The organism is Enterobacter sp. RHBSTW-00975 (assembly GCF_013615235.1).
In the GTDB taxonomy this organism is placed as follows: domain Bacteria; phylum Pseudomonadota; class Gammaproteobacteria; order Enterobacterales; family Enterobacteriaceae; genus Enterobacter; species Enterobacter ludwigii.
Genome location: NZ_CP055883.1, coordinates 3,453,394 through 3,479,458 on the forward strand (window position 1 = coordinate 3,453,394; position 26,065 = coordinate 3,479,458).

The window sequence follows — 26,065 nt, forward strand, 5'->3', positions numbered from 1 at the left end:
GCCTTTACTCAGGCACTGCTATGCCGATCACAGTCGCAAACGTCACATGTTACCTTTTACGTCATTTGTTTTTAAAACAAGAAGATAGCTGGATTACCTCGCCTTTAGCCTGCTAGCTTTAAGCTCAAGACGCACCCCGAGTGCGCGGTTCACTAAGAGAGACAGTCATGAAACGAGCCGTGAACGCCCTACAAAATTTCGGAAAATCGTTGTACGGACCGGTACTTATCTTACCGATCGTCGGTCTGTTTATCGCGTTCGGTAACGTCCTGGGGAACGGTAACCTCGCAGAGTATGTGCCGTTTCTCGGCCATCCGCTGATTCAGCATATTGGTCAGCTTATCGCGAAATCGGCCGTGTCAGTACTGGTTAACCTGGCGCTGGTGTTTGCCGTCGGGATACCGATTGGCCTGGCTACGCGTGATAAAGGCTATGCGGCCCTGATTGGCCTGGTGACCTTTGTTGTTTTCATTAACGCGATGAACGTTACGCTGCAGCTCCAGGGCGAACTGGCCCCCGCTGACCAGATGAAAGCCGCCGGGCAAAGTATGGTGCTGGGCGTGCAGGTGCTGGAGATGGGCGTTTTCGCCGGGATCCTGACCGGGGCGCTGTCCGGATACTTGTACAACAAGTACTCCGGCGTACAGTTTAACGGCGCGATGGCCATCTATTCCGGCCACTGTTTCGTCGCCATCGTCATGCTTCCTGTTTCAATGCTGCTCGGCGTCGTGATGAGCGAACTGTGGCCATTTGCCCAGCATGGCATCAGCGCACTGGCGCTGGCGATCAAAGGTTCCGGGCCTTTTGGGGTGGCCATTTACGGCTTCCTGGAACGCATTCTGGTGCCGACCGGCCTGCATCATCTGGTCTATACCCCCTTCCTGTATACCGAACTTGGGGGGACGCAAGAGGTATGCGGCACGGTTTATCAGGGCGCACGCAATATCTATTTCGCCGAAATGGCTTGTCCGGAAGTGAAGCAGTTGAGTAGCACGGTAGTGTGGGACGCGCGCGGCATCAGCAAAATGTTTGGCCTGCCCGCGGCGGCGCTGGCGATGTACATGACCGCCAGGCCGGAGCGCAAAGCGGCAGCCAAAGCCATCCTGATCCCGGCAGCGTTAACCTCTTTGCTGGTGGGCGTTACCGAGCCGATTGAGTTTTCATTCCTGTTCGTCGCTCCGCTGCTGTTTGTGGTACATGCGGTGCTGACCGGCATCGGCATGATGCTTTTCTCCCTGTTCGGTGTTCATGCCATCGGCGCTAACGGAATTATCGATTTTATTCTTTATAACCTGCCGCTCGGCACGGAGAAGTCCAACTGGCCGATGTACATCGTGGTCGGGCTCATCATGTTCGCGCTCTATTTTGTGGTGTTCCGCTTCCTGATCCTGCGCTTCAACATGAAGACGCCAGGACGCGAGGATGACGATCAGGAGACGCGCCTGTACAGCAAACAGGAGTATCAGGCGAAGGGGAACAATGACGGGCTGGGTGAATCCATCGTGGTGGGACTGGGAGGCCGGGAAAACATTGAGGTAGTGGATAACTGCTACACCCGCTTACGCGTCACGGTGAAGGATGTCTCCATCATCGACGAGCCGCGTCTGAAAGCGACCGGCGCGAAAGGGATTATCAAACAAGGTAACAACGTTCAGGTGGTCTACGGGCTGCATGTCAAAAAAATGCGAGAAGCCGTTGAGACGTTTCTCTGAGAGGAGCTAAAGATGTTTACACCCCCTTTTATTCTGTCGATTGCCGGTGGCGGCAGCACCTATACGCCAGGTATCGTGAAAAGCCTGATGGTACGCCTGCAGGACTTCCCGCTGGCCGAGATTCGCCTCTACGATATCGACGAAGCACGCCAGAACACCATTGCACCGGTGGTGGAGAAGGTCATTCGCGACCATAGCCAGAGCATTACCTTCACCGTGACCACAGACCCGGAAGTCGCGTTCAGCGGGGCGCACTTTGTCTTCGCCCAGATGCGTGTCGGCCAGTACAGAATGCGTGAGCAGGATGAGAAGATCCCGCTGCGCCACGGCGTGGTGGGCCAGGAAACCTGCGGTCCTGGCGGGCTGGCATACGGCCTGCGCACGATCCTGCCGATGGTCGAGCTGATCGATCTGGTGGATCGCTACGCGCATGAAAAAGCCTGGATCGTGAACTATTCCAACCCGGCAGCGATCGTTGCGGAAGGGGTGCGCCGCCTGCGACCGGACGCCCGCGTGCTTAATATCTGCGATATGCCAGTGGCGGCGATGCGTAACATGGGGGCCATTTTGGGTGTGGACCGCCACAAGCTGGAGGTGGACTACTTTGGTCTGAACCACTTCGGCTGGTTTACCCGCGTGCGGGTGGACGGCGAGGACAAGCTGCCGGAACTGCGTCGGCATATCGCGAGGTTCGGCCTGCTGACGGAAGATGCGGCCAAAACCGATCCGCAGCACTCGGATCCGTCGTGGGTGAAAACCTGGCGCAACATCAAGCCCATCATGGATAACTTCCCGGAATATCTGCCAAACCCCTATCTGCAGTACTACCTGATGCCAAACCAGATTGTGGAGCATCAGAACCCGGACTATACCCGCGCGAACGAAGTGATGAACGGGCGTGAGAAAAAGCTGTTTGCCGCCGCAGAAGAGTATAAGCGTACCGGGATTTTACCGGATGCCTTCCACGTGGGCGTCCACGGCGAGTTTATTGTCGATGTCGCCTGCTCGCTGGCATTTAACCTGCGTCAGCGCCATCTGGTAATGGTGGAAAACCGCGGGGCGATAACCAATCTGCCGTACGACGCGGTGGTGGAAGTCCCGGCCTACATCACCTCTGAAGGGCCAGAGCCTATCCGCGTGGGTCGGGTCCCGTTGTTCCATCAGACGCTGCTACAACAGCAGCTCGCCTCTGAACAGTTGCTGGTGGAAGCGACCATTGAAGGCAGCTACGAAAAAGCGCTGCAGGCGTTCACCCTGAACCGCACCGTGCCCACCATGGAGCACGCAAAAGCGATTCTTGATGACATGATTGACGCCAACCGTGACTACTGGCCTGCGCTGCAAAAAGCCTGGCAGAACGGTGAAGCGGTGAAAAAATAGGGTCGTGCTCGCGAGTTGAACGTGGTTTGCTTGTCGGTGTCAGAAAAAACACCGACAATCCTTTTTTACGGAAAAGAATGGAGGCAACCCATGTCCACCTCATATTTTGTCGCCGCCGACTGGCTGATTGAGCACGGTGACGATCCGGAAGTACAGATTATTGACGCGCGTATGGCACCTGCCGGGCAGGAACATCTTCGCGATATGGTCGCAGAATACCGCGCAGGGCATTTGCCGGGCGCGGTATTTTTTGATATTGAAGCTCTGTCCGACCATAACTCCCCTCTCCCGCACATGCTGCCGCGCCCGGAAGCGTTCTCCGTGGCGATGCGCGAACTTGGCGTTAATCGTGACAAACACCTCGTGGTTTACGATGAAGGTAACCTCTTCTCCGCACCGCGCGCCTGGTGGATGCTGAAAAACTTTGGCGTGGAGAAAGTCTCAATTCTGGCAGGCGGCCTCGCGGGCTGGAAGCGTGATGAACTGCCATTGCAGCAGGGCGACGTGACGCTGCCGGAAGGCGAGTTCGACGCGACGTTTGATGCGCATCTGGTAAAACGTCTGACCGACGTGCTGGTGGTCAGCCATGAAAAAACGGCGCAAATTGTCGATGCCCGCCCTGCAGCGCGCTTTAACGCCCAGGCGGATGAACCGCGTCCGGGGCTGAAGCGCGGCCATATTCCCGGCGCGTTGAATGTGCCGTGGGGCGATCTGGTGTTTGAAGGTGAATTAAAAACGACCGATGAGCTGCGCGCCATTTTTGATCGTCAGGGCGTGGATTTGCATCGTCCCATTATTGCCAGTTGCGGGTCCGGCGTCACGGCCTGCGTGGTGATTCTGGCGCTCGCCACACTCGGTGTAAACGACGTGACGCTCTATGATGGCGCCTGGAGTGAATGGGGTGCACGAGACGATTTGCCCGTTGAACCGGCCAAATAATGGATAACCGTCTGGCCACGCTGTTAACGCGCGGGGCGTCACTGACCCGCGCGGAATATCGCGTGCTGGCCCACCTGACAGAGCATCCTCTGCTGGTGGGCAATATTACGGTGCGCGAACTGGCGCAGGCGACGTTCGTCTCAACCGCCACCATTATGCGTCTGTGTCAGAAATTAGGCTTCAGCGGTTTCAGCGAATTTATCTGGCACTGCAAACAGCTGTTAACCGAGACGCCGTATATCGCCGCGCAGGCACAACAGCGCCCCGAACTGCCGGCGCTTTTCAGTCAATTTATCGCGAACTATCAGCAAACCTTTCAGTGGGTAACGCAGGAGAAGCGCGCGCAATTTTCGACGTTGCTGCGCCAGAAAGAGAGCTTCTTTCTTTATGGCGCCGGCTTCTCTTATCTCTTCGCCGAGTACCTCACCAAGAAATTGCAGGTGCTGGGCAAAACGGCGTTTATTTCCGGGCCGGGGGATAGCCGGAACATTTTCCTCAGCAACGCTGCGCGGTATCAGGTGTTTATCGCCGTCTCACGCAGCGGTGAAACCGAACAGGTGCTGGATAAAGCGCGGATCGCTAAAAACGTGGGTATGACGGTCGTGGCTTTTACGCGCGCTTCGGCCAATACGCTGGCGGGAATGGCAGATTTGCACTTTGCTTTATATGACGAGGCGGTACATTACGCCGCAGAAGCCGATGGCGTAACGTCGTTTGAGTCGAATCTGGTCCTGCTGATGGATTTACTGCTGCTGGAAGCGACGGGGTGAAAAATCACCCCGCGTAATCAGATAATGCGGGTGGTTTTGAGATCGCGCAGGAATCCGCCCCAGCGACGCTCGTAAAACGGCGTGATGTGCTCGGTAATAAAGTGGCTGATGCCCTTCTCATCCTTCTTCACCTGACAGATATCGATCGGCTCATCACCCGGCAGCGTATCGGTGGCAACACTGCCCGCAGCCTGAATAATCTCCTCGATATCGCCGTCTGCTTCAATGCCAATCAGCAGTACCGGCTGTTCATCCGTGCTCTCTTTAACAGAGCAGAGGAACGCGCGCCTCACGGGTTTGAGGGTTTTGAACAGCGTGGTCAGCGAATCAATCATCTGCGCAGGGGGGTCGGCTACTTCAGACAACAGCAGCGTTTCGCCCCCTTCCAGCACTTCCTGCGTACTGAGCGGGTTGCCCTCCTCGCCAATCAGATGGTTGATTTCACGCGGGGTAAACTCTTTCCCGGTTGGCAGTTTGGCGTTGAGGAACAAGGTCTGGCCCAGCGTCATTTCGAACAGAGTGCGCACCGGCATCACCACGAACGCCTGCTCGTCTTCAACAGCCTGCTGCAGCGCTTCCAGCGAAGTGAAGAACGGGATCACCGACGTGCCGTCGTCTTTCTCCCAGTGGAGCAGGTCCAGCGCGCTGTCTTCAACAACCTGTTCGCCTTCCGCTGCGGTACCCGGAACCCAGACGGTGGACTCCAGCAACGTGCGGAAAAATGCCGGACGGTGGGCGGGCTCGGTCGCCGCCTGTTCCAGCAGAGTTTCTAATTCGTTTTTCGTTTCAGACATAGTTTGGCTACTTCAACATAATGTCGGCTGGCGCAAGGCTAACAGGCCTACAAAACCGTAGGCCCGGACAAGCACAGCGCCGCCGGACAAAGACAATTACTCGGCAGTCAACAGGTTCGCGATAGTACGCACGCCCAGTCCCGTTGCCCCTGCAGACCACTGCTCAACGGCCGCTTTACGGTAGGTTGCGGAGCAGTCGATGTGCAGCCAGCCTTCGTGATAGTTCTCAACGAAGTGAGACAGGAAGCCGGCCGCCGTGCTCGCACCCGCCGGATAGGCTGCGCTCGCGGTGTTGTTCAGTTCGGCGAAGTTAGACGGCAGCTGGCTGCGGTGGAATTCGGCCAGCGGCAGACGCCAGAACGGTTCGTTCTCCGCGGCCGCGCTTGCCAGCAGGCGAGCTGCCAGTTTGTCGTCAAAGCTGAACAGCGCATGGTAGTCGTTGCCCAGCGCGGTTTTCGCCGCACCGGTCAGGGTCGCCATGTCGATAATAAGCTCTGGCTTCTGCGCAGACGCGTCGATGAGACCATCGGCCAGCACCAGACGACCTTCCGCATCGGTGTTCATCACTTCCACGTTTTTACCGTTACGGTAGCGAATGATGTCGCCGAGCTTAAAGGCATTACCGCTCACCATGTTGTCCGCACAGCACAGGTAAAGCTTCACGCGCTTGTTCAGACCGCGCGTAATGGCAAACGCCAGCGCGCCGGTGATGGTTGCCGCACCGCCCATATCGGACTTCATGGAGTCCATGAACGCGCTCTGCTTCAGGCTGTAACCGCCGGTATCGAACGTGATGCCTTTCCCGACCAGGCAGGCAAATACCGGTGCTGCTTTATCACCGGTTGGGTTGTAATCCAGCGCCAGCAATACCGGAGGACGCTCGGAACCGCGACCCACGGTGTGGATCCCCATATAGTTCTGCTCGCGCAGGTCTTCACCTTTGGTGATGCGGTAAGACATTTTGTCGCCGGCCACACCGCACAGCAGGTCAACGGCGCGCTGCGCAAGTTGTTCAGGACCCAGCTCTTCTGCCGGGGCGTTAATGGTATCGCGCACCCAGTCGATAATGGTCAGACGGCTTTCCAGCTCTTTCTGACCCGCTTCGTCGAGCGTCGCCCACTCGATTTTACGGCTGCCTTTCGGTCCTTTGTAACCCGCCCAGAATGCCCAGCTGCGGTCGATATCCCAGCCTTCGCCGTCCAGGGTGACATGTTTAATGCCCAGACCATCAATTTTGCGCGCCGCGCGCTGGATCAGACCCAAATCATCGTTGCCAGTCAGGTGCAGGGTAATACCGTCGTTGTTGATACTGTAGGTGGCTTTCTCGCCCCAGCGCGCGTCAGCAGGCTGATTCGAGATCGTAATCTTCATCGCTTCGGTCATTTTATTTATCCTTATTAGCAAACGGGCCGCCTGAAGGCAGCCCGTAAGGTGATTTATTCTGCTTCATCTAACCAGACTAACAGAATCGCCTCCAGAATTTTTTCATTGGATGCGTTTGGATCGTCGTCAAAATCGTCTAAATCGCAGATCCACTGATGCATATCGGTGAAGCGTACGGTTTTAGGATCGAGATCCGGGTTAGCGTCGTAGAGCGCTTCGCCGATTTCACGGCTGTCAGTCCACTTCAGTCCCATATCAGTGCTCGCGTGCGTGGTTGATGGTGTAGCGTGGGAATTCCACGACCAGATCTTCATCGGTCACCAGAGCCTGGCAGCTCAAACGGCTGTCTGGCTCCAGACCCCATGCTTTATCCAGCATGTCGTCTTCATCTTCGGTGCTCTCGGCCAGAGAGTCAAAACCTTCACGCACGATGCAGTGGCAGGTTGTGCAGGCACAGGATTTTTCACAGGCGTGTTCCACTTCGATACCGTTACGCAGGGCAACATCGAGAATGGTCTCACCGGTCTTCGCTTCCAGAACAGCACCATCCGGACAGAGGTCCGCATGAGGCAAAATAACAATCTTTGGCATATTAAACCTCGTCCACGGACTGGCCTTTCAGCGCGACGCGGACAGATTTGTCCATGCGGCGAGCAGCAAAGTCCTGGGTTTGTTTATCAACGTTTTTAATGGCTTCTTCTATTGCATCAGCATCATTGCCTTCGGCCACTGCGCTTAAGCGCGCGGCAGCCTCGTCAATCACCTGACGCTCAGCGGCGCTTAACAGCGCGGCGTCGGCAGCGAGCGCACCGTTCAGACTTTCCAGCACGCGTGCGGCTTCAACTTTCTGTTCTGCCAGCATACGCGCCTTCACATCCTGTTCGGCGTAGCTCATTGAATCCTGAATCATGGAGGCGATCTCACCATCGGTCAGGCCGTAGGACGGCTTCACCTGGATAGACGACTCAACGCCGGTGGATTTCTCCATCGCCGTGACGCTCAGCAGGCCGTCCGCATCCACCTGGAAGGTAACGCGAATATGCGCACCGCCCGCAGGCAGCGCAGGAATACCGCGCAGCGCAAAGCGCGCCAGTGAACGACAGTCCTGCACCAGCTCGCGCTCGCCCTGCATCACATGGATGGACATCGCGGTCTGGCCGTCTTTGAAGGTGGTGAATTCCTGCGCGCGCGCCACCGGAATGGTGGTGTTACGCGGAATGACTTTCTCCACCAGCCCCCCCATGGTTTCTAAACCCAGGGAGAGCGGAATAACATCCAGCAGCAACATCTCGCTGTCCGGCTTGTTGCCGACCAGAATATCCGCCTGGATAGCCGCGCCCACGGCAACCACTTTATCCGGGTCGATGGACGTCAGCGGCGTGCGGCCAAAAAATTCACCCACCCGTTCACGCACCAGCGGTACGCGCGTGGAGCCGCCAACCATGACCACTTCCAGCACCTCGTCAGCCTCAACGCCCGCATCTTTTAGTGCGCGACGGCAGGCCAGCAGGGTGCGTTTCACCAAAGGCGCGATCAGGTCGTTAAACTGTTCCCGGGTAATTTCCCCCTGCCAGCCCGCCACGTTGACGGTGACAGACTGCGCATCGCTCAGCGCGATTTTCGCGTCGATGGCCACGTCCAGCAGTTCACGCTGCATGCGTGCATCGCTGCGATCGGGGATACCCGCCTGCTCGCGAATGAAATCAGCGAGCAGATGGTCGAAGTCATCGCCACCCAGCGCAGAATCACCGCCGGTAGCCAGCACTTCAAACACCCCACGGCTTAAGCGCAGGATAGAGATATCAAAGGTCCCGCCACCCAGATCGTAAACCGCAATCACCCCTTCCTGACCGGAGTCCAGGCCGTAGGCAATGGCGGCCGCCGTCGGTTCGTTCAGCAGGCGCAGAACGTGCAGTCCCGCCAGACGCGCCGCGTCTTTGGTGCCCTGACGCTGTGCATCATCAAAGTAGGCCGGAACGGTAATGACCACGCCATCGAGATCGCCGCCGAGCGTTGCCGTAGCACGCGCCGCCAGCGCTTTGAGGATATCAGCAGAAACGCGGATCGGGTTCAGCAGCCCCGCTGTCGTGGCAATCATTGGCAGGCCGTTTTCACTGGCCTGCAGCTGATACGGCAGATGCGGATAACGGGTCTGAATATCGGCGAGGGAGCGGCCCATCATGCGTTTTACGGAACTGATGGTGTTTGCCGGATCGCGCGCGGCGTTCGCGCGTGCGTCGTAGCCAACCGCGTGGCCCTGCTGTTGGTAGTGGACCACGGAAGGCAGCAGATGACGGCCCTGCTCGTCAGCCAGCGTTTCCGCCTGGCCGCTTCGCACGGTCGCCACGAGAGAATTGGTGGTGCCCAGATCAATACCTACCGCCAGACGACGCTGGTGCGGTGCGGCACTTAAGCCAGGCTCACTAATTTGTAATAAGGCCATAATTGCTTCCGAAATTAAAAATCGAGCAGCTTTTCTTCGAGTTGTTCAGCACTGCTTCGCAGTTTATCGAGAAAACGGAGTTTGCGCACAGTGTCTGCCGCCACATCCCAGGTCTCGTTGTTCAGTTGCTCCACCATCAGTTGATGGCGGGTATCGAACATGCCTTTTACGCGCTTGATGAAGCTTTCCAGACGCGCTTCATCTTTGGCCTGTTCAATCTCATCCAGCTCTTCACGCAGTTCCAGCTGTTCCATCAAAAACGCCGTATCACGCACGGTGTGCTGTTCACTCGCCAGATCAAAGCCATGAAGCGAGAGCAGATACTCAGCGCGAGACAGTGGATGGCGCAGCGTCTGCCAGGCCTGATTGATGGTCGCAGATTGCGATACCGCAGCCAATTGCTCTGACTGAGTACCACTGGCGAATTTATCCGGATGATACTGACGCTGCAGATCCTGGAAGCGGATCGTCAGCGCCTGGAGATCAATCGGGTATTGAGCGGGTAGTCCGAAGAGAGTGAAGTAATCCATAACAATCTCAGGGGTAGCCTGTTAGAACAAACCCCACGCACAGGAGTCCTGCGGTGGGGTTTCGGATGACGCGCGGTTAAACGTGGAAGCTTTCGCCGCAACCACACTCGTCTTTGACGTTCGGGTTCGTGAATTTGAACCCTTCGTTCAGGCCTTCTTTTACAAAGTCCAGCTGAGTGCCATTGAGGAATTGCAGGCTTTTGCCATCGACCACCACCTTCACGCCCTTGTCTTCAAATACGGTGTCATCAGACGCCGGTTCGTCAACAAACTCCAGTACGTAAGCCATACCAGAACAGCCGGAGGTACGTACGCCCAGTCGCAGGCCAAAGCCTTTACCACGGTTCGCCAGAAAAGAGCTTACTCGCGCGGCAGCGCTGTCGCTAAGGGTAATCGACATACTCAAACCTCAATTATTTTGCTTCACGTTTGCTTTTGTAATCCGCAATGGCGGCTTTGATCGCGTCTTCTGCCAGGATAGAACAGTGAATTTTCACGGGTGGCAGTTCGAGTTCTTCAGCAATATCCGTGTTCTTGATTGCCTGTGCTTCGTCCAGAGACTTGCCCTTCACCCATTCGGTGACCAGGGAGCTGGAGGCGATAGCAGAACCGCAGCCGTAGGTCTTGAAGCGCGCGTCTTCAATGATACCTTCATTGTTGACTTTAATCTGCAGCTTCATCACGTCGCCACACGCTGGCGCACCGACCATACCGCTACCTACGCTTTCGTCGCTGTTGTCAAAAGAGCCAACGTTGCGCGGGTTCTCATAATGATCAATAACTTTTTCGCTGTATGCCATGTTGAATTCTCCTTATGTACCGATTAGTGATGTGACCATTCAATGCTGTTCAGATCCACGCCCTGCTTGAACATTTCCCACAGTGGAGAAAGGTCACGCAGACGACCGATGGAGTTGCGAACCAGCTTGATGGTGTAGTCAATCTCTTCTTCGGTAGTGAAACGACCTAAAGAGAAACGGATAGAGCTGTGTGCCAGCTCGTCAGTCATGCCCAGTGCGCGCAGCACGTAGGATGGCTCCAGGCTTGCAGACGTACAGGCAGAACCGGAAGAAACCGCCAGGTCTTTCAGCGCCATAATCAGCGATTCACCTTCAACATAGTTGAAGCTGACGTTGAGAATGTTTGGTGCGCCCTGTTCGAGATCGCCGTTCAGATACACTTCTTCCATATCTTTCACGCCATCCCACAGACGGTTACGCAGCGTGCGCAGGCGCGCCATCTCGGTTTCCATCTCTTCTTTCGCAATACGGTAAGCTTCGCCCATACCCACGATCTGGTGAACAGGCAGCGTACCGGAACGCATACCGCGCTCGTGACCGCCACCGTGCATCTGTGCTTCGATGCGGATACGCGGTTTACGACGAACGTACAGTGCACCAATACCTTTCGGGCCATAGATTTTGTGGCCGGAGAAGGACATCAGGTCCACTTTCAGCTGGCTCAGATCGATAGGCAGTTTGCCCACGCTCTGGGTGGCGTCCACGTGGTAGATGATGCCGCGCGCACGGCACATTTCGCCGATGGTCGCGATATCTTGCACAACGCCAATTTCGTTGTTTACGTGCATGATGGAGACCAGAATGGTGTCATCACGCATGGCCGCTTCGAGCTCTTTCAGGTCGATGATACCGTTGCTCTGTGGTGCCAGGTAAGTCACGTCGAAACCTTCACGCTCGAGCTGACGGCAGGTGTCCAGCACGGCTTTGTGTTCGGTTTTGCTGGTGATGATGTGCTTGCCTTTTTTCTGATAAAAGTTGGCCGCACCTTTGATCGCCAGGTTATCGGATTCGGTCGCACCGGAGGTGAATACAATCTCACGCGGGTCGGCACCCACCAGGTCAGCAATCTGATTACGGGCGATATCTACCGCCTCTTCAGCATGCCAGCCAAAACGGTGTGAACGGGAAGCTGGGTTACCAAAGTTTCCGTCCAGGGTCAGACACTGCATCATTTTCTCGGCAACACGCGGGTCCACCGGCGTGGTTGCGGAGTAGTCGAGATAAATCGGTAATTTCATTGCTCTATAAACTCCGTACATCGCTTCAATGCAAGGAATCAGGCAACCGGCTGGATGTACGACCGAGTACACGGAGCGAGCGAACGCTCCGGCCTGATTCTGAAATACTTATCTTTTTATTACGCGCGTAATTTGACGTCGATCGCGTCCTGCCCGCGGGTGCTGCGTTGGGAGTCCTGGCTGTGCTGACGGCCAGAGACATCCAGAACTTCCTGGTTATTTACCAGTTCACCTAAGGTGATATTGTTCAGGAAGCCGGTCAGACGATCGCTCAGGTCGCGCCACAGCGCGTGGGTCAGGCACTTATCGCCGCCCTGGCAGCCGCCTTTACCCTGGCAACGGGTCGCATCAACGGATTCGTCAACGGCACTGATCACTTCGCCAACTGCAATACTGCCCGCGTCTTTACCCAGCAGATAACCGCCGCCTGGGCCACGAACGCTGGAAACCAGTCCATTTTTACGCAGTCTGGAGAACAGCTGCTCCAGATAGGAGAGGGAGATCCCTTGTCGTTCAGAAATATCAGCCAACGGAACCGGGCCCGCTTCGGAGTTGAGCGCAACGTCCAGCATCGCGGTCACGGCATAACGCCCTTTAGATGTCAGTCTCATGTCTTACTTAACCTCAAACTCGCCCCTGCCCGGGGTTTTTTATAGTAAAATGGGGGTATTGCATAGCAGGGCCAAGTCTGACATTCCTGACTAAAATGGTCAACTATTTACTTGACTGTTTTAGTCAGGTATTTAACCTTCCGTGCCGTATCACCAGGATGGGCACTACTCTTTATTCTTTTGCTCAATCGACGCCAGAATCCCGCGCAGAATGTTCAGTTCCTGGCTTTCCGGACGTGCACGGGTAAACAGGCGGCGCAGCTTGTTCATTACCTGCCCCGGGTGACCTTCACGGATGAAACCGGTAGAGAGCAGGGTCTGCTCCAGGTGACCATAGAAGCGCTCCAGATCGTCCACCAGCGGGTAGACGGCCTCTTCCTGCGGCTCTGCCGTTGCTTTTTCCTGCGTCGCCAGCCACGCCATACGCACTTCATAGGCAATGACCTGAACGGCCATTGCCAGGTTCAGGGAGCTGTATTCCGGGTTAGCGGCAATGGCCACGTGGTAATGGCACTTCTGCAGTTCATCGTTGGTCAGGCCCACGCGTTCACGGCCAAACACCAGCGCTACAGGAGCCTGTTCGGCTTCAGAGACGCTTTTCAGACCGCATTCACGCGGATCCAGCATCGGCCACGGCAGTGTACGGGAGCGGGCGCTGGTCCCGACCACCAGACTGCACCCTGCCAGGGCTTCGTCCAGGGTATCCACGATCTGCGCGTTACCAATGACATCGCTGGCGCCCGCAGCCAGAGCGATAGCCTGTGAGTCGGGTTTCACCAGTGGGTTAATCAGCCACAGGTTCGTTAAACCCATGGTTTTCATAGCGCGGGCTACGGAGCCCATATTGCCAGTGTGCGATGTTTCGACCAGCACGATTCGAATGTTTTGCAGCATAGTTTTAATGTCTGGATTCTGTGTCTGAAGAATATTCGGCCATATTATCATAAACGAGAGACATATTCCGATCTCGCTGCTATACTCTGCGCCGATTTTCCCGTTCTTTAACATCCAGTGAGAGAGACCGATGCATCCGATGCTGACCATCGCCGTGCGCGCAGCGCGCAAGGCGGGTAATGTAATTGCCAAACACTACGAAACGCCAGATTCAGTTGAAACCAGCCAGAAAGGCAGCAATGATTTCGTAACCAACGTCGATAAAGCCGCTGAAGCGATTATTATCGATACCATCCGCAAATCTTACCCGCAGCACACCATCATCACCGAAGAAAGCGGTGAACTTGAAGGTACCGATCAGGATGTTCAATGGGTTATCGATCCACTGGATGGCACCACCAACTTCGTCAAACGTCTGCCACACTTCTCCGTGTCTATCGCAGTACGCATTAAAGGCCGTACTGAAGTCGCCGTGGTTTACGATCCAATGCGTAACGAACTGTTCACCGCAACCCGCGGTCAGGGCGCGCAGCTGAACGGCTACCGTCTGCGCTGCAGTAATGCACGCGACCTCGACGGTACCATTCTGGCGACCGGCTTCCCGTTCAAGGCGAAGCAGCACGCAACCACTTACATGAATATTCTGGGCAAACTGTTCACCGAATGCGCGGACTTCCGTCGCACCGGTTCTGCCGCGCTGGACCTGGCCTATGTGGCTACCGGTCGCGTTGACGGTTACTTTGAGCTGTCACTGAAGCCGTGGGATTTTGCAGCGGGCGAGCTGATCGCGCGTGAATCAGGCGCCATTGTTTGCGATTTCACCGGCGGACACAACCATCTGACGACCGGCAACATCGTTGCAGGTAACCCACGTGTTGTTAAAGCCATGCTGGCAAACATGCGTGATGAGCTGAGCGACGCGCTGAAGCGTTAATCCAGCCTGCGGTGCCCTCTCCCGCCGGGAAAGGGCACCATGCTGTACCTGACTAAAACGGCCTTAATCCCCTTCCCACCGGCACCGCGCTCATCCACATCGTTACCGCAGCCACCAGCAGAATCATCCCGCCCGCCAGCGCGAGCGTTGTCCATCCGACCTGCCGCCACAGCACCGGCGTTTTATTGCCGCTGAGTTTGACCGCCAGTTGACGGAAACTGTGCACCAGCAGTGCCAGTGACGAAATCGTGAGTGACGTCCCGGCCGCCATGGCCAATGCCGAGAGCATTCCCCAGCCAAATACACCCATCACCTTACTGAACAACAGCACCATGATTGCCCCTGAACACGGACGCATGCCCATTGAGAGCACAACCATCAGCCGCGCTCGCCAGTCATCACCGTTCTGCAGCTGCGCCTGCGTCGGCAGATGCTGATGCCCACAGCCGCAGTTCGCAGTGTGTTCATGGTGCGGCGTAAAAGCTCTGAACTGGGGTTTGTGCAGCAAAGCCCGCAGTTTTTTCAATGCCCGCCAGCACAGGAGCAGCCCCAGCACACCGACCAGCGCGTAACTGCCCTTCTCCAGCCAGAAACTGCTGATATGCAGCTGACGAGCAGGAAGGCGTAATAACGACAGGACGACCACCACCAGCGCAATCGCCACGCCGCCCTGAAGCAGCGAAGATGCGAGGGTCAACCCAATGCTTGATTTGAGCCTGGACGGATGGGTCGCAAGCCAGGTCGCGATCACGATTTTGCCGTGTCCCGGCCCCAGCGCATGCAGGACACCGTAGAGAAAGCTGAAGGCCAGAAGAGAACCGCCTGCCTTCGTCGGGTTCTCCGCCACCGCCTTCAGTAAGCCACTCATCTGCTGGTTGACCTCGCGCTGCCAGACAATGCTTTTCATCATCACCTGCGGCCAGGCGTGCCCTAGCCACAACGCGCCGCACACGGCCAGCAGCAAAAAGAGCGCCAGCTGCCAGAGATGAAGCCAGCGGCGTGATTTTCGTGCCGGAGATGCGATCACTGACATTGCAACGTCACCTGCTGTGCGAACTGTTTACCCAGCTCCATGTCTTCGGGTGGTGCATCTTCTTTATCGAGAGAGACCGCAAAATTGAGCGTCTCTTCGCTCGGTTTTGGCGTGTGCATTGCCATCTTGCAGGTTTTTTGCAGGGCTGCCGGTAACGTCACATCACTCTCCTCTGCGTAATGCATATCGACATAGTAAGTGGGATCAAAGGTGGAAAACGTATAGGTCTGCCCAGCCAGCGGCTGCGGATGCGCCAGCGGCAGGACAAACGTCAGTACCGCCTGATGTCCGTCGCGGGTCATGCCATATTCCGTCGGCCGATTCATAAATTTCACCTTTTGTCCGTTGTGCCAGAACTCGGTGAAATAGTGCTGACCAAGCACGTTGGCCATCACTTCCGCCGCCAGCTTTTTCCAGATTTCATCCCCGGGTTTTGCATTCCCGGCATCGTACAGCAGGTCAGCCGAGGTGATTTCATCCATCGTCCAGCGCATTTTCAGGCCACTGAGCTGCGTTCCGTCCGTTACCAGCTCGGTTTTCAGGCTGATAAAACTGTGAGGATGCGCGACGACAGCAAAGGGGATCACCGTCAAAAATAACGCCATTGCGCTTTGTTTAACTGTTTGCATCAATTCCTCACGTCATAAATTCTGTGATGTTCGCCAGCAATCCTGAGTGAAAGGCCTGCCGGCGCGCTTTTCAGTACCCATCCTTTAGCTATTCTTATCAAACATTCCCACTGGATACCCGACAGATGATGACGACGCTTGAAATTCCATCTGTGCTTTCCAGTTCGCAGCGCCGCTGCCAGGTGCTTTTAATGCTTTACCTGCCCGATGCTGCCGTTACCGCACAGAGCATTATCGCTGCCAATGGCGTGGACGACGCTATGGCACGGCAAGATATAGCCGAGACGCGCGATGAAATCCAGCGCTATCACCGGCTCGACATCGTCACGTACCATGACGGCAGCTACCGGATTGAAGGCTCAGCCCTGAATCAACGTTTATGCCTGCTGCACTGGCTGCGCAGGGCTATGCGGCTGTGTCCGCAATTCGTTTCGCATCAGTTTACCCCCGCGCTGAAAACCGCGCTTAAACAGCAGGGTATTGCCCGTCCTCTCTATGACGATACCAACCTGCGAGCGTTGATCAGCTTCTGCTCACGTAAGCTTCAGCGCCCGTTTGATTGCCGGGACGTACAGTTTTTGCAGCTCTATCTGCAGTATTGCCTGATGCAGCATCATCTGGGGAATACCCCGCAGTTTTCATCGGTGCAGCGTAACTGGACGCAATCAAGAGGGGAATATTTCACCGCTCAGGAGATTGTTCGTCACTGGAAACGCCGCGTGCCACAAGGGACCCACAGCGATGAACAACTGTTTCTTGCACTGCTGTTTATGATGCTGCGCACCCCTGACCCTGTGCTTGATAAGCATCAGCAGGATCAGCGCCTGCGTCGGGCGATTGTGCGCATGGTCGCCCGTTTTCGGGCGCAAACCGGGATGAACTTCAGCGATGAACAGGGGCTGACCGATCAGCTTTATATTCATCTGGCCCAGGCGCTGGACCGTTCGCTGTTTGAGATAGGCATCGACAATAGCCTGCCGGAAGAGATCCATCGTCTCTACCCCCGCCTGTTACGCACCACCAAAGAGGCGTTGTTTGAGCTGGAAGCGGAATTCGGGCTGCGTTTTTCTGATGAAGAGATGAGCCTGGTGGCGGTCATTTTCGGCGCCTGGCTGATGCAGGAGACCGATCTGCATGAGAAGCAGGTGGTGTTATTGACGGGAGAGGATAAATCCTGTGAGGACGTGATTGAGCAGCAACTGCGCGAATTGACGTTGCTGCCGCTCAACATTCGATATCAGACGCTGCAGGCCTATCAGAAAGAGGGGGCACCGCGCGAAGCGGCGCTGGTCATCACCCCTTATCCGACCGCCCTGCCCCTGTTCTCACCACCGCTGATCCACGCCGTTGAGACGCTGAACACGCAGCAGCAAGAACATATTCGCGCCATGCTGGAATCGTAGCTACGCGCGCGCGGCGACTTTAGGGCGAACGAACATCGCCGGTAGGGCGACAAGCGCCATGACCCAGAAGACCCCGTGTCCCAGATGCTGGTAAAGGAAGCCCGCAAAGACCGTCATCACCGCAATGCTGCCGCCCATCGCCACCGCCGAATAAACCGACTGCAATCGAATGACATCCCCGCCTTCACGCGCTGCGATATAGCGCATGGCCGCCAGATGACATACCGTGAAGGTACCGCAGTGCAGAATTTGCGCCACGATCAGCCACGGCAGCTCCGTCGTCCAGCCCATAATGCCCCACCGTACGACACCACAGACAGCAGAAAGCAGGAGCAGATCGCGCGCGCCGAAGCGCCGGAACAGCTTTTTGCTCAGCGCGAAGATAATCACCTCAGCGACCACACCGAGCGACCACAGGTAACCCACTGCAGATGCGGAGTATCCTGCCCCCTGCCAGTAGATGGCGCTGAAACCATAGTACGCCGCGTGCGCGCCCTGCAGCAGACAGACGCAGGCCAGGAAACGCCAGCTTTGTGCCACCAGGCTTCGCCAGGCCGGCCAGCCGGCACTTTCCTGATGACGGCTCTCACCTTGCGGCATTACCGATGGACGCAACAGCATCCCCAGCAGCATGGAGGCAATGCCGATACTCAGCAGCGCAAGGATCGCACGGTAATCGTAAAGGCTAACCAGTTTACCCACCAGTGCAGAGCCGATGACAAAGGCAATTGAGCCCCACAGCCGCACGCGGCCATAATCCATCGTTATCTGTTTTTGCCAGGTGTTTGCCAGGGCATCCGTCAGCGGAACCAGCGGCGAGAAAAAGAGGTTAAAACCGACCATCACCACCATCAGCCATGCAAACTGGTGGCTCACCCAGAAACAGGCGACAAAGACCAGCGTCAACAGCGCCAGAATGCGTACCGCCTTAATCAGCAAGGAGGGATCGCTGACGCGCGGTGCGATCAGCAGGCTTCCCAGGAAACGTGCCACCAGACCAGCGCCAAGCAGGATACCTATGGTCTCGGGCGTCAGGCCGATCCCCTTGAGCCAGACGCTCCAGAAAGGCAGAAAAATACCGTAGCTAAAGAAATAGGTGAAATAACTGAGCGCCAGCCAGCGCGTGGAATGCAAGACCATGAATCCCTCCCGAAATGGAGGCCATAGTCTGGCGAGAATACAAAAATTAAGCAAGTCGATAGCCTGCTATAAATTAACGAAAATTTAACATATTGTGCAGTCATCTGACTTATGGCAGGGAATGAAAATGTGTATTACGTTTAAATTACTCCACTTGCAGAGGTATTTCTGCCATGAACTCACTTCGCTATTTAGATTTCGGCCAGGCACGTCACCTGTTGCTGTTAATAGGTCGTATCGCGCTTGTCGTACTGTTTATTATCTTCGGCTATCCAAAACTGACGGGGTTTAGCGGGACCGTACAATATATGACGTCGCTGGGTACACCCATGCCCATGCTGGCGGCCATTATTGCGGTGGTAATGGAGGTGCCTGCCGCCATCCTGATCGTGCTGGGCTTTTTCACCCGCCCTGTTGCCGTACTCTTTGTATTTTACACGCTGGGTACCGCGATTATCGGCCACCACTACTGGGATATGACCGGTGATGCCGTCATGCCGAATATGATTAACTTCTACAAGAATATCAGTATTGCCGGAGCGTTTATTTTACTGGCGATAGTGGGACCGGGAGCCCTCTCCCTTGACCGGCGTTAACCCATAAAAAAAGGCCGCAATCGCGGCCTTTTTTATTTCTGCAAAACAGAAAGATTATGCGTATACCGGGAAGCGTGCGCAGATTTCCAGAACTTTACCTTTAACGCGCTCGATAACCGCTTCGTCATTGATATTGTCCAGAACATCACACATCCAGCCTGCCAGCTCTTTCACTTCCGCTTCTTTAAAGCCGCGGCGAGTAACAGCCGGAGAACCGATACGGATACCGGAGGTCACGAACGGGCTCTTCGGATCGTTTGGCACGCTGTTTTTGTTCACGGTGATGTTGGCGCGGCCAAGGGCAGCGTCAGCTTCTTTACCGGTCAGGTTTTTATCAACCAGGTCCAGCAGGAACAGGTGGTTCTCAGTACCACCGGAAACCACTTTGTAACCGCGGTTCAGGAAGACTTCCACCATCGCTTTGGCGTTTTTAGCAACCTGCTGCTGGTAAACTTTAAACTCTGGCTCCATCGCTTCTTTCAGCGCCACCGCTTTCGCCGCGATAACGTGCATCAGTGGGCCGCCCTGCGCGCTTGGGAATACGGCAGAGTTCAGCTTTTTGTACAGCTCTTCGTCGCCACCTTTCGCCAGGATCAAGCCACCGCGTGGGCCCGCCAGGGTTTTGTGCGTGGTGGTGGTCACAACGTGAGCATGCGGAACCGGGTTCGGATAAACGCCTGCAGCAATCAGGCCGGCAACGTGCGCCATGTCAACGAACAGGTAAGCACCGATGCTGTCTGCAATTTCACGCATTTTTGCCCAGTCAACGATACCGGAGTAAGCAGAGAAACCGCCGATAATCATCTTCGGTTTGTGGGTCTGCGCCTGCTTCGCCATGTCTTCGTAGTCAATTTTACCGGACTCATCAATGCCGTAAGGAATGATGTTGTACAGTTTGCCAGAGAAGTTAACCGGAGAGCCGTGAGTCAGGTGGCCGCCTTGCGCCAGGTTCATACCCAGAACGGTATCGCCCGGTTGCAGCAGCGCGGTGTAGACCGCGAAGTTAGCCTGAGAGCCAGAGTGTGGCTGTACGTTAGCGTAGTCGGCGCCAAACAGTTCTTTAGCGCGATCGATGGCCAGTTGCTCAACGATATCAACGTACTCGCAACCGCCGTAGTAGCGTTTGCCCGGGTAACCTTCAGCGTATTTGTTGGTCAGCTGAGAACCCTGCGCCTGCATTACGCGCGGGCTGGTGTAGTTTTCGGAGGCGATCAGTTCGATGTGCTCTTCCTGACGTACTTTTTCCTGCTCCATAGCCTGCCACAGTTCGGCATCATAATCGGCAATGTTCATTTCACGCTTTAACATCCGCATCTCCTGACTCAGCTAACAATAAAATTTTGGCCTGAAAAGGCAGTCCTGTTGGACGACGGGCAACAGTATAACTGATTAGTTCTGTGATAACAGGTCTTGACAAACGATTTTACGCAAACGTTTTCCTACCCGCCACGCAAGGGTTTGAGGAATAAAGCCCTCATCATTTTCAACGGATTTCTTTTCAGGTTTGTGATGCATATTTTTCACGTTGCAAAGAACCATTTACAACGCAGGGGTATTTTTTATAAGATGTATTTAAAATACATCATTAAAAACACCACTGAAGGACGCTGCTATGCTCGACGCTCAAACCATCGCCACAGTTAAAGCCACTATTCCCCTGCTGGTCGAAACCGGCCCGAAACTCACCGCCCATTTCTACGATCGTATGTTTACGCATAACCCGGAGTTGAAAGAGATTTTCAACATGAGCAACCAGCGTAACGGCGATCAGCGCGAAGCCCTGTTCAACGCCATCGCAGCCTACGCCAGTAATATCGAAAACCTGGCGGCGTTGCTGCCTGCCGTGGAAAAAATTGCGCAGAAGCACACCAGCTTCCAGATCAAACCCGAGCAGTACAACATCGTCGGCGGCCATCTGCTGGCCACACTGGATGAGATGTTTAGCCCGGGTCAGGAGGTGCTGGACGCGTGGGGAAAAGCCTACGGCGTGCTGGCAAACGTGTTCATTAACCGTGAAGCACAGATCTACAGCGAAAACGCCAGTAAGGCTGGCGGCTGGGAAGGTACCCGCGCTTTCCGCATCGTCGAGAAAACGCCGCGCAGCCAGCTCATCACCAGTTTTGAGTTCGAGCCGGTGGATGGCAAGCCGGTCGCTGATTATCAGCCGGGGCAGTATCTGGGCGTGTGGCTGAAGCCTGAAGGTTTCCCGCACCAGGAGATTCGCCAGTACTCCCTGACCCGCAAACCAGACGGTAAACGTTATCGCATTGCCGTAAAACGCGAAGATGGTGGCCAGGTATCAAACTGGCTGCATAACGAGGCTAACGTGGGTGATGTGGTTCATCTGGCCGCGCCTGCGGGCGATTTCTTTATGGCGGTTGAGGCGAATACGCCGGTCACCCTAATCTCAGCCGGGGTGGGTCAGACGCCAATGCTGGCGATGCTCGACACCCTCGCTAAATCAAACCACAGCGCGCAGGTAAACTGGTTCCACGCGGCCGAGAACGGTGAAGTGCACGCGTTTGCCGATGAAGTGAATGCGCTGGCTTCCGGTCTGCCACGCTTTACCGCCCATACCTGGTATCGTCTGCCGACGGATGCCGACCGTGCAGCCGCACGCTTTGACAGCGAAGGTCTGATGAATTTGAGTCAGCACGAAGGGGCATTCAGCGCGCCGGAGATGCAGTTTTACGTCTGCGGACCGGTCGCGTTTATGCAGTATGCCGCGAAGCAGCTGGTGGAGTTGGGTGTGAATAAAGACAACATTCATTACGAATGTTTCGGGCCGCATAAAGTACTGTAATCGCCCGATGGCGCTACACTTTCCCGGCCAGTGAGGTTTTGCAGGCCGGGTAAGCATAGCGCCACCCGGCTGAATCAGGAATCAGGTACTGACGATTAAATCGCGGCGTCGTCTTCTTCACCGGTACGGATACGGATCACGCGTGCCACATCAAAGACGAAGATTTTACCGTCGCCAATTTTGCCGGTCTGCGCCGTACGGATAATGGTATCCACACAGGTATCCACGATATCGTCGCTCACCACGATTTCAATTTTCACTTTTGGCAGAAAGTCCACCATGTACTCTGCGCCACGGTAAAGTTCGGTGTGGCCCTTCTGGCGACCAAAACCTTTCACTTCCGTCACTGTCATCCCGGTGATGCCCACTTCCGCCAGCGCTTCACGCACATCATCCAGTTTGAAAGGTTTAATAATCGCATCAATCTTTTTCATGGTGGGTCCTTAAACTCTTGCCTGTAAGCTGCTTCGTAATCGGTTGCTCACAGTATCATACTCATTCAGATTTTGCGGTACTACTCTTTAAAATCGTTTGCTTCCAGCTCATGGCGGGAGAGCAGCTTGTAGAACTCGGTACGGTTGCGCCCGGCCATACGCGCCGCATGGGTTACGTTGCCTTTGGTTATCTGCAGGAGCTTGCGCAGATAGTTCAGTTCGAACTGATTACGCGCTTCTGCAAACGTCGGCAGCGCGGTGTTCTCCCCTTCCAGCGCCTGCTCCACCAGCGCGTCGCTAATGACGGGTGACGAAGTCAGCGCCACACACTGTTCAATAACGTTCACCAGCTGGCGCACGTTGCCCGGCCAGCTTGCAGCCATCAGCCGTTTCATCGCATCGGTGGAAAACGCCCGGACAAAAGGCTTATGCCGATCGGCCGCCTGGCGCAAAAGATGGTTTGCCAGCAGAGGAATATCTTCCGCCCGCTCGGCCAGTGCCGGAATTTTCAGGTTCACCACGTTCAGACGGTAGTAGAGATCTTCACGAAACTCGTTGCGCGCCATGACCTTTGGTAAATCGCGGTGCGTGGCCGAAATGATACGCACGTTAATATCGATATCGCGGTTACTGCCGAGGGGGCGCACTTTTCGCTCCTGCAAAACACGCAGCAATTTGACCTGCAGCGGTGCCGGCATATCGCCAATCTCGTCCAGGAAAAGTGTGCCGCCTTCTGCCGCCTGGAAAAGCCCTTCCCGGCTGCTCACCGCCCCGGTGAACGCCCCGCGGGCATGACCAAACAGTTCAGACTCAAGCAGTTGTTCAGGGAGCGCACCACAGTTAATCGCGATAAAGGCGTTTTTGCTGCGCGGGCTGGCGTTATGGATAGCCTGGGCCAGGATCTCTTTCCCGGTACCGCTCTGGCCATTAATCAGCACGCTAACGTCTGACTGTGCCACCATCCGGGCCTGTTCGAGCAGACGCAGCATAATCGGGCTGCGGGTGACGATAGACTCCCGCCACGCTTCATCATTCGACGGAGCCGCGTGCTCAAGCGCGCTGTCGATAGCCTTATAGAGGGCATCTTTATCTACCGGCTTGGTCAGGAAGCTGAATACCCCCTGCTGCGTCGCGGCAACGGCATCCGGAATCGATCCATGCGCCGTCAGGATGATCACCGGCATGCCAGGCTGCTGCTTCTGGATCTCCGCGAACAGCTGCAGGCCATCCATTTCATCCATTCGCAGGTCGCTAATCACCAGATCAACCTTCTCGCGGCTCAGGACTTTCAGCCCCTCCTGCCCGCTTTCAGCCGTCACCACGCTGTAGCCTTCACTGACCAGACGCATCCCCAGTAGCTTTAACAGCCCCGGATCGTCATCCACCAGTAAGAGATGGGCAGGTTTTCGGCTTGTCATGGCTTCACATCCTCTTGTTTCTGCGCATCACCGTCTGGCGTCGCGGCTGACCCTTTTGGCGCGTCAGGCAGATAATTTCCGGCCGGTTTACGCGTCGAGAGCTGTCTTTCGATGTCGGTCAGGTTTTCAAGCTTGCGCGTTGTGGTATCCAGTTGAGCACGCAAGTGCTGCTCCTGCTGGCGCAGCGTATCAAGCTCGCTGTCGGTGGATTGCTGTAATTTGCTGTAGCGAAAACGCTCTTCAGATAACTGCAGTTGTAACGCCTGACCATCACGCCAGAGCTGATACACCGGGCGCACCTGCGCCGGAAGATTTCCGACAAACGTGTCCAGCCGCGTGACGTTGGTGCGACGCTCGACGGGGGTGATTTTCGCATCCGCGAGTAAAATCCCACGCTTGAACGCGTCCTGCCAGGTATCGTCACTGAGCATCGCCGCTTGCGAGCGCGCCTCAACCGGCGCCAGACGCTGGGCGCAATCTATTCCACGTAGCCAGAACAGCGGATTGCTCTCGACGTCATGCCCCGACAGATTCCAGATGTCGTCACAGCGGGTCGACAGAAAATCTGCCAGCTGATTATCTGGCCATTTATCTTGTTGTTTATCGCTAATCGCACTTTGCGGCACATGGGAAACACAGCCCGCCAGAAATAAACTGGGCAGGCTCAGGCGAAACATATTGCTGGAAAACACCGCGCGCACGGCACGGGAAAAGACGTGTGACATACTCACCAGGCATAGATTCATTTCATTGATTTTTCCGGCTCAGGGGCAGTTCAATACGGAAGCAAACATCTGACCGTTCGTCCGTGGCAATTTTCAGCTCACCCTGCATGCGTCGTATGCAGTCCCGGGCAATACTCAGGCCCAGCCCACTTCCTTTTACCGCCCCTTTCCGCTGATGACTTCCCTGGAAAAAGGGTTCAAAGATCATGGTTTTTTCGTCATCAGGGATTGGAGTGCCGGTGTTAGCGACGTCAATAAACACCCGTGAACCATTCGTATAACTTCGGATATAAATGTTACCGGATTCAGTACCATAGTGCACCGCATTGGAGTAAAGATTATCCAGAACGCTCATCAACAGCATCGGTTCCGCGAGGCAGGCTGGCTCACTGAGCTCCACCCCGGTATGCATCATTTTAGCTCTTGCTGGCAAGCTATGGGCGGAGATCACCATATCCACCAGCGGCTCGATATCAACGTTTTCCAGCACCACCGCGCCATCCGCCAGCTTGCGGTTGTAGTCCAGCAGTTGCTCAATCAGCTTTTGCAGATTGCGGCTGCTGGCATCCAGGATGTCGACAATCTCTTTCTGTTCGGGCGTAAGCGGCCCCGCCACTTCATCTGCCAGCAGTTCCGTTCCTTCGCGCATGCTGGCAAGCGGCGTTTTAAGCTCATGGGAAATATGGCGCAAGAACTGATGGCGCTGGGATTCCAGCCATGCCAGACGTTCAGAAAGCCAGATAATGCGCTGGCCAACGGAGCGCAACTCGCGCGGGCCTTTAAAGGCGACCGTATCCCCGAGAGACTTCCCCTCGCCCAGGCGGTTAATCATGCGCTGGATACCCTTCACCGGGCCGATGATCATGCGGGTAAAGAGCAGAACCAGACCGAGGCTGACGAGGAACAGCACCAGCGCCTGCCAGCCAAAGAACTGGCCACGTTCCGCAATCTCCTGCTGCAGCTGTTGCCCGCGCGAGAAGATAACCGTGCGGGTAGACTGCACCATCTCGGTATTGGCATTCGCAAAGGCTTCCAGACGGGCAGCCGCTGCGGCATCCGGGCCGCTGTTCTTACACTGCAGTTGCGCCAGATCGTTCAAATCCTGACGTAACGCCTGATAAAGCTTATCGTCCGGCAGCACCCCTGCATGGGCGTCCAGCATTTCACTGTAGCGTTTACGTTGATTCTGATAGACCTTTTCCAGAGTAGGATCGTCAAGCACGCAGTACTGGCGATAGCTGCGTTCCATCTCCAGCGCGGCGTTAGTCATCGCTTCACTGCGTCGGGCGTCGATCAGCGTCGTGCGGTTAGTCAGTGCCGCCTGCGCACTCAACGCGTTGAGACTCTGCCACGCCTGCCATGCCAGGATCAGCAAAGGCAGCAGGATCAGCAGAAAGGCCATCATGACAAGCTGTCGCAGGGAACGAGGAAAAACGGGCCAGCGTTTCAACGCATT

The 26,065-nt window shown here is 55.8% G+C and carries 27 protein-coding genes; 8 read left to right on the forward strand and 19 right to left on the reverse strand.

Annotation, left to right across the window (positions count from 1 at the left end):
• Window positions 1-167: 167 nt before the first annotated feature.
• The 4 genes from HV340_RS16525 (at window position 168) to HV340_RS16540 (ending at window position 4,801) form a co-directional block, all read left to right on the forward strand.
• Window positions 168-1,712 (forward strand): PTS transporter subunit EIIC, encoded by a 1,545-nt coding sequence (locus tag HV340_RS16525; RefSeq protein ID WP_063924705.1) that lies wholly within the window; start codon window positions 168-170, stop codon window positions 1,710-1,712.
• A gap of 12 nt (window positions 1,713-1,724) precedes the next feature.
• A complete protein-coding gene (locus tag HV340_RS16530; protein ID WP_014171173.1) occupies window positions 1,725-3,092 on the forward strand; it encodes a 6-phospho-alpha-glucosidase in 1,368 nt (455 codons plus the stop codon).
• A gap of 90 nt (window positions 3,093-3,182) precedes the next feature.
• On the forward strand, window positions 3,183-4,031 hold the full coding sequence (gene sseA / locus HV340_RS16535) for a 3-mercaptopyruvate sulfurtransferase (protein WP_063924704.1): 849 nt from the start codon (window positions 3,183-3,185) through the stop codon (window positions 4,029-4,031).
• Window positions 4,031-4,801: a MurR/RpiR family transcriptional regulator gene (locus tag HV340_RS16540; RefSeq protein WP_047955960.1), complete on the forward strand. Its 771-nt coding sequence runs from the start codon at window positions 4,031-4,033 to the stop codon at window positions 4,799-4,801. The genes sseA and HV340_RS16540 overlap by 1 nt, the downstream gene beginning before the upstream one ends.
• 17 nt (window positions 4,802-4,818) lie before the next feature.
• On the opposite strand, the gene sseB is transcribed toward HV340_RS16540, so the two are convergent.
• From sseB to trmJ, 11 genes are all read right to left on the reverse strand, one after another.
• Window positions 4,819-5,595 carry an enhanced serine sensitivity protein SseB gene (sseB, locus tag HV340_RS16545; protein WP_025203462.1) on the reverse strand — a complete coding sequence of 259 codons (777 nt, stop codon included), beginning with the start codon at window positions 5,593-5,595 and terminating at the stop codon, window positions 4,819-4,821.
• A gap of 96 nt (window positions 5,596-5,691) precedes the next feature.
• Window positions 5,692-6,978, reverse strand: coding sequence for an aminopeptidase PepB (gene pepB / locus HV340_RS16550; protein ID WP_020883024.1), 1,287 nt, complete (start codon window positions 6,976-6,978; stop codon window positions 5,692-5,694).
• A gap of 53 nt (window positions 6,979-7,031) precedes the next feature.
• Window positions 7,032-7,232: a Fe-S cluster assembly protein IscX gene (gene iscX / locus HV340_RS16555; RefSeq protein ID WP_014171178.1), complete on the reverse strand. Its 201-nt coding sequence runs from the start codon at window positions 7,230-7,232 to the stop codon at window positions 7,032-7,034.
• Window position 7,233: 1 nt separating this feature from the next.
• Window positions 7,234-7,569, reverse strand: a complete 336-nt coding sequence (gene fdx / locus HV340_RS16560) for an ISC system 2Fe-2S type ferredoxin (RefSeq protein WP_014171179.1) — start codon at window positions 7,567-7,569, stop codon at window positions 7,234-7,236.
• A gap of 1 nt (window position 7,570) precedes the next feature.
• Entirely contained in the window at window positions 7,571-9,421 is a 1,851-nt protein-coding gene (gene hscA / locus HV340_RS16565) for a Fe-S protein assembly chaperone HscA (protein ID WP_063924703.1), read from the reverse strand.
• A 14-nt stretch (window positions 9,422-9,435) separates the two neighbouring features.
• Window positions 9,436-9,951 carry a co-chaperone HscB gene (hscB, locus tag HV340_RS16570; RefSeq protein WP_014171181.1) on the reverse strand — a complete coding sequence of 172 codons (516 nt, stop codon included), beginning with the start codon at window positions 9,949-9,951 and terminating at the stop codon, window positions 9,436-9,438.
• A gap of 76 nt (window positions 9,952-10,027) precedes the next feature.
• Window positions 10,028-10,351: an iron-sulfur cluster assembly protein IscA gene (gene iscA / locus HV340_RS16575; RefSeq protein ID WP_003860659.1), complete on the reverse strand. Its 324-nt coding sequence runs from the start codon at window positions 10,349-10,351 to the stop codon at window positions 10,028-10,030.
• Window positions 10,352-10,364: 13 nt separating this feature from the next.
• Window positions 10,365-10,751: a Fe-S cluster assembly scaffold IscU gene (iscU, locus tag HV340_RS16580; protein ID WP_003860661.1), complete on the reverse strand. Its 387-nt coding sequence runs from the start codon at window positions 10,749-10,751 to the stop codon at window positions 10,365-10,367.
• Between the two features lie 23 nt (window positions 10,752-10,774).
• Window positions 10,775-11,989: a cysteine desulfurase gene (gene iscS, locus HV340_RS16585; protein ID WP_020883022.1), complete on the reverse strand. Its 1,215-nt coding sequence runs from the start codon at window positions 11,987-11,989 to the stop codon at window positions 10,775-10,777.
• 119 nt (window positions 11,990-12,108) lie between these two features.
• Complete coding sequence (gene iscR / locus HV340_RS16590) at window positions 12,109-12,600, reverse strand: Fe-S cluster assembly transcriptional regulator IscR (protein ID WP_020883021.1); 492 nt, start codon at window positions 12,598-12,600, stop codon at window positions 12,109-12,111.
• Window positions 12,601-12,765: 165 nt separating this feature from the next.
• Entirely contained in the window at window positions 12,766-13,494 is a 729-nt protein-coding gene (gene trmJ / locus HV340_RS16595) for a tRNA (cytosine(32)/uridine(32)-2'-O)-methyltransferase TrmJ (protein WP_181216100.1), read from the reverse strand.
• Window positions 13,495-13,624: 130 nt separating this feature from the next.
• Here trmJ and suhB point away from each other — a divergent pair, with 130 nt between their 5' ends.
• Window positions 13,625-14,428 carry an inositol-1-monophosphatase gene (gene suhB, locus HV340_RS16600; protein WP_020883019.1) on the forward strand — a complete coding sequence of 268 codons (804 nt, stop codon included), beginning with the start codon at window positions 13,625-13,627 and terminating at the stop codon, window positions 14,426-14,428.
• Window positions 14,429-14,480: 52 nt separating this feature from the next.
• Here the strand turns inward: suhB and HV340_RS16605 are convergent, their stop codons facing one another.
• Together HV340_RS16605 and HV340_RS16610 are read right to left on the reverse strand one after the other, a co-directional pair.
• Window positions 14,481-15,461 carry a nickel/cobalt transporter gene (locus HV340_RS16605; protein ID WP_059305948.1) on the reverse strand — a complete coding sequence of 327 codons (981 nt, stop codon included), beginning with the start codon at window positions 15,459-15,461 and terminating at the stop codon, window positions 14,481-14,483.
• Window positions 15,452-16,090 carry a DUF1007 family protein gene (locus HV340_RS16610; RefSeq protein WP_047743086.1) on the reverse strand — a complete coding sequence of 213 codons (639 nt, stop codon included), beginning with the start codon at window positions 16,088-16,090 and terminating at the stop codon, window positions 15,452-15,454. The genes HV340_RS16605 and HV340_RS16610 overlap by 10 nt, the downstream gene beginning before the upstream one ends.
• 125 nt (window positions 16,091-16,215) lie before the next feature.
• Here HV340_RS16610 and csiE point away from each other — a divergent pair, with 125 nt between their 5' ends.
• A complete protein-coding gene (csiE, locus tag HV340_RS16615; protein ID WP_014171189.1) occupies window positions 16,216-17,493 on the forward strand; it encodes a stationary phase inducible protein CsiE in 1,278 nt (425 codons plus the stop codon).
• On the opposite strand, the gene HV340_RS16620 is transcribed toward csiE, so the two are convergent.
• Entirely contained in the window at window positions 17,494-18,633 is a 1,140-nt protein-coding gene (locus HV340_RS16620) for a 3-phenylpropionate MFS transporter (protein ID WP_032678696.1), read from the reverse strand.
• Between the two features lie 173 nt (window positions 18,634-18,806).
• On the opposite strand from HV340_RS16620, the gene HV340_RS16625 reads away from it, so the two are divergent.
• Complete coding sequence (locus HV340_RS16625; protein WP_014171191.1) at window positions 18,807-19,229, forward strand: DoxX family protein; 423 nt, start codon at window positions 18,807-18,809, stop codon at window positions 19,227-19,229.
• Between the two features lie 54 nt (window positions 19,230-19,283).
• Here the strand turns inward: HV340_RS16625 and glyA are convergent, their stop codons facing one another.
• On the reverse strand, window positions 19,284-20,537 hold the full coding sequence (gene glyA, locus HV340_RS16630; protein ID WP_020883014.1) for a serine hydroxymethyltransferase: 1,254 nt from the start codon (window positions 20,535-20,537) through the stop codon (window positions 19,284-19,286).
• A 304-nt stretch (window positions 20,538-20,841) separates the two neighbouring features.
• Here glyA and hmpA point away from each other — a divergent pair, with 304 nt between their 5' ends.
• Window positions 20,842-22,032, forward strand: a complete 1,191-nt coding sequence (gene hmpA, locus HV340_RS16635; RefSeq protein ID WP_025203455.1) for an NO-inducible flavohemoprotein — start codon at window positions 20,842-20,844, stop codon at window positions 22,030-22,032.
• 95 nt (window positions 22,033-22,127) lie between these two features.
• Here the strand turns inward: hmpA and glnB are convergent, their stop codons facing one another.
• The 4 genes from glnB to qseE all read right to left on the reverse strand — a co-directional run bounded on the left by glnB (window position 22,128) and on the right by qseE (window position 26,059).
• Window positions 22,128-22,466 (reverse strand): nitrogen regulatory protein P-II, encoded by a 339-nt coding sequence (glnB, locus tag HV340_RS16640; RefSeq protein ID WP_003860685.1) that lies wholly within the window; start codon window positions 22,464-22,466, stop codon window positions 22,128-22,130.
• Window positions 22,467-22,546: 80 nt separating this feature from the next.
• Entirely contained in the window at window positions 22,547-23,884 is a 1,338-nt protein-coding gene (gene glrR / locus HV340_RS16645) for a two-component system response regulator GlrR (protein ID WP_014171196.1), read from the reverse strand.
• Window positions 23,881-24,630, reverse strand: a complete 750-nt coding sequence (gene qseG, locus HV340_RS16650) for a two-component system QseEF-associated lipoprotein QseG (RefSeq protein WP_059305946.1) — start codon at window positions 24,628-24,630, stop codon at window positions 23,881-23,883. The genes glrR and qseG overlap by 4 nt, the downstream gene beginning before the upstream one ends.
• 1 nt (window position 24,631) lies before the next feature.
• Entirely contained in the window at window positions 24,632-26,059 is a 1,428-nt protein-coding gene (gene qseE, locus HV340_RS16655; RefSeq protein WP_059305945.1) for a two component system sensor histidine kinase QseE/GlrK, read from the reverse strand.
• Between the last annotated feature and the right edge of the window lie 6 nt (window positions 26,060-26,065).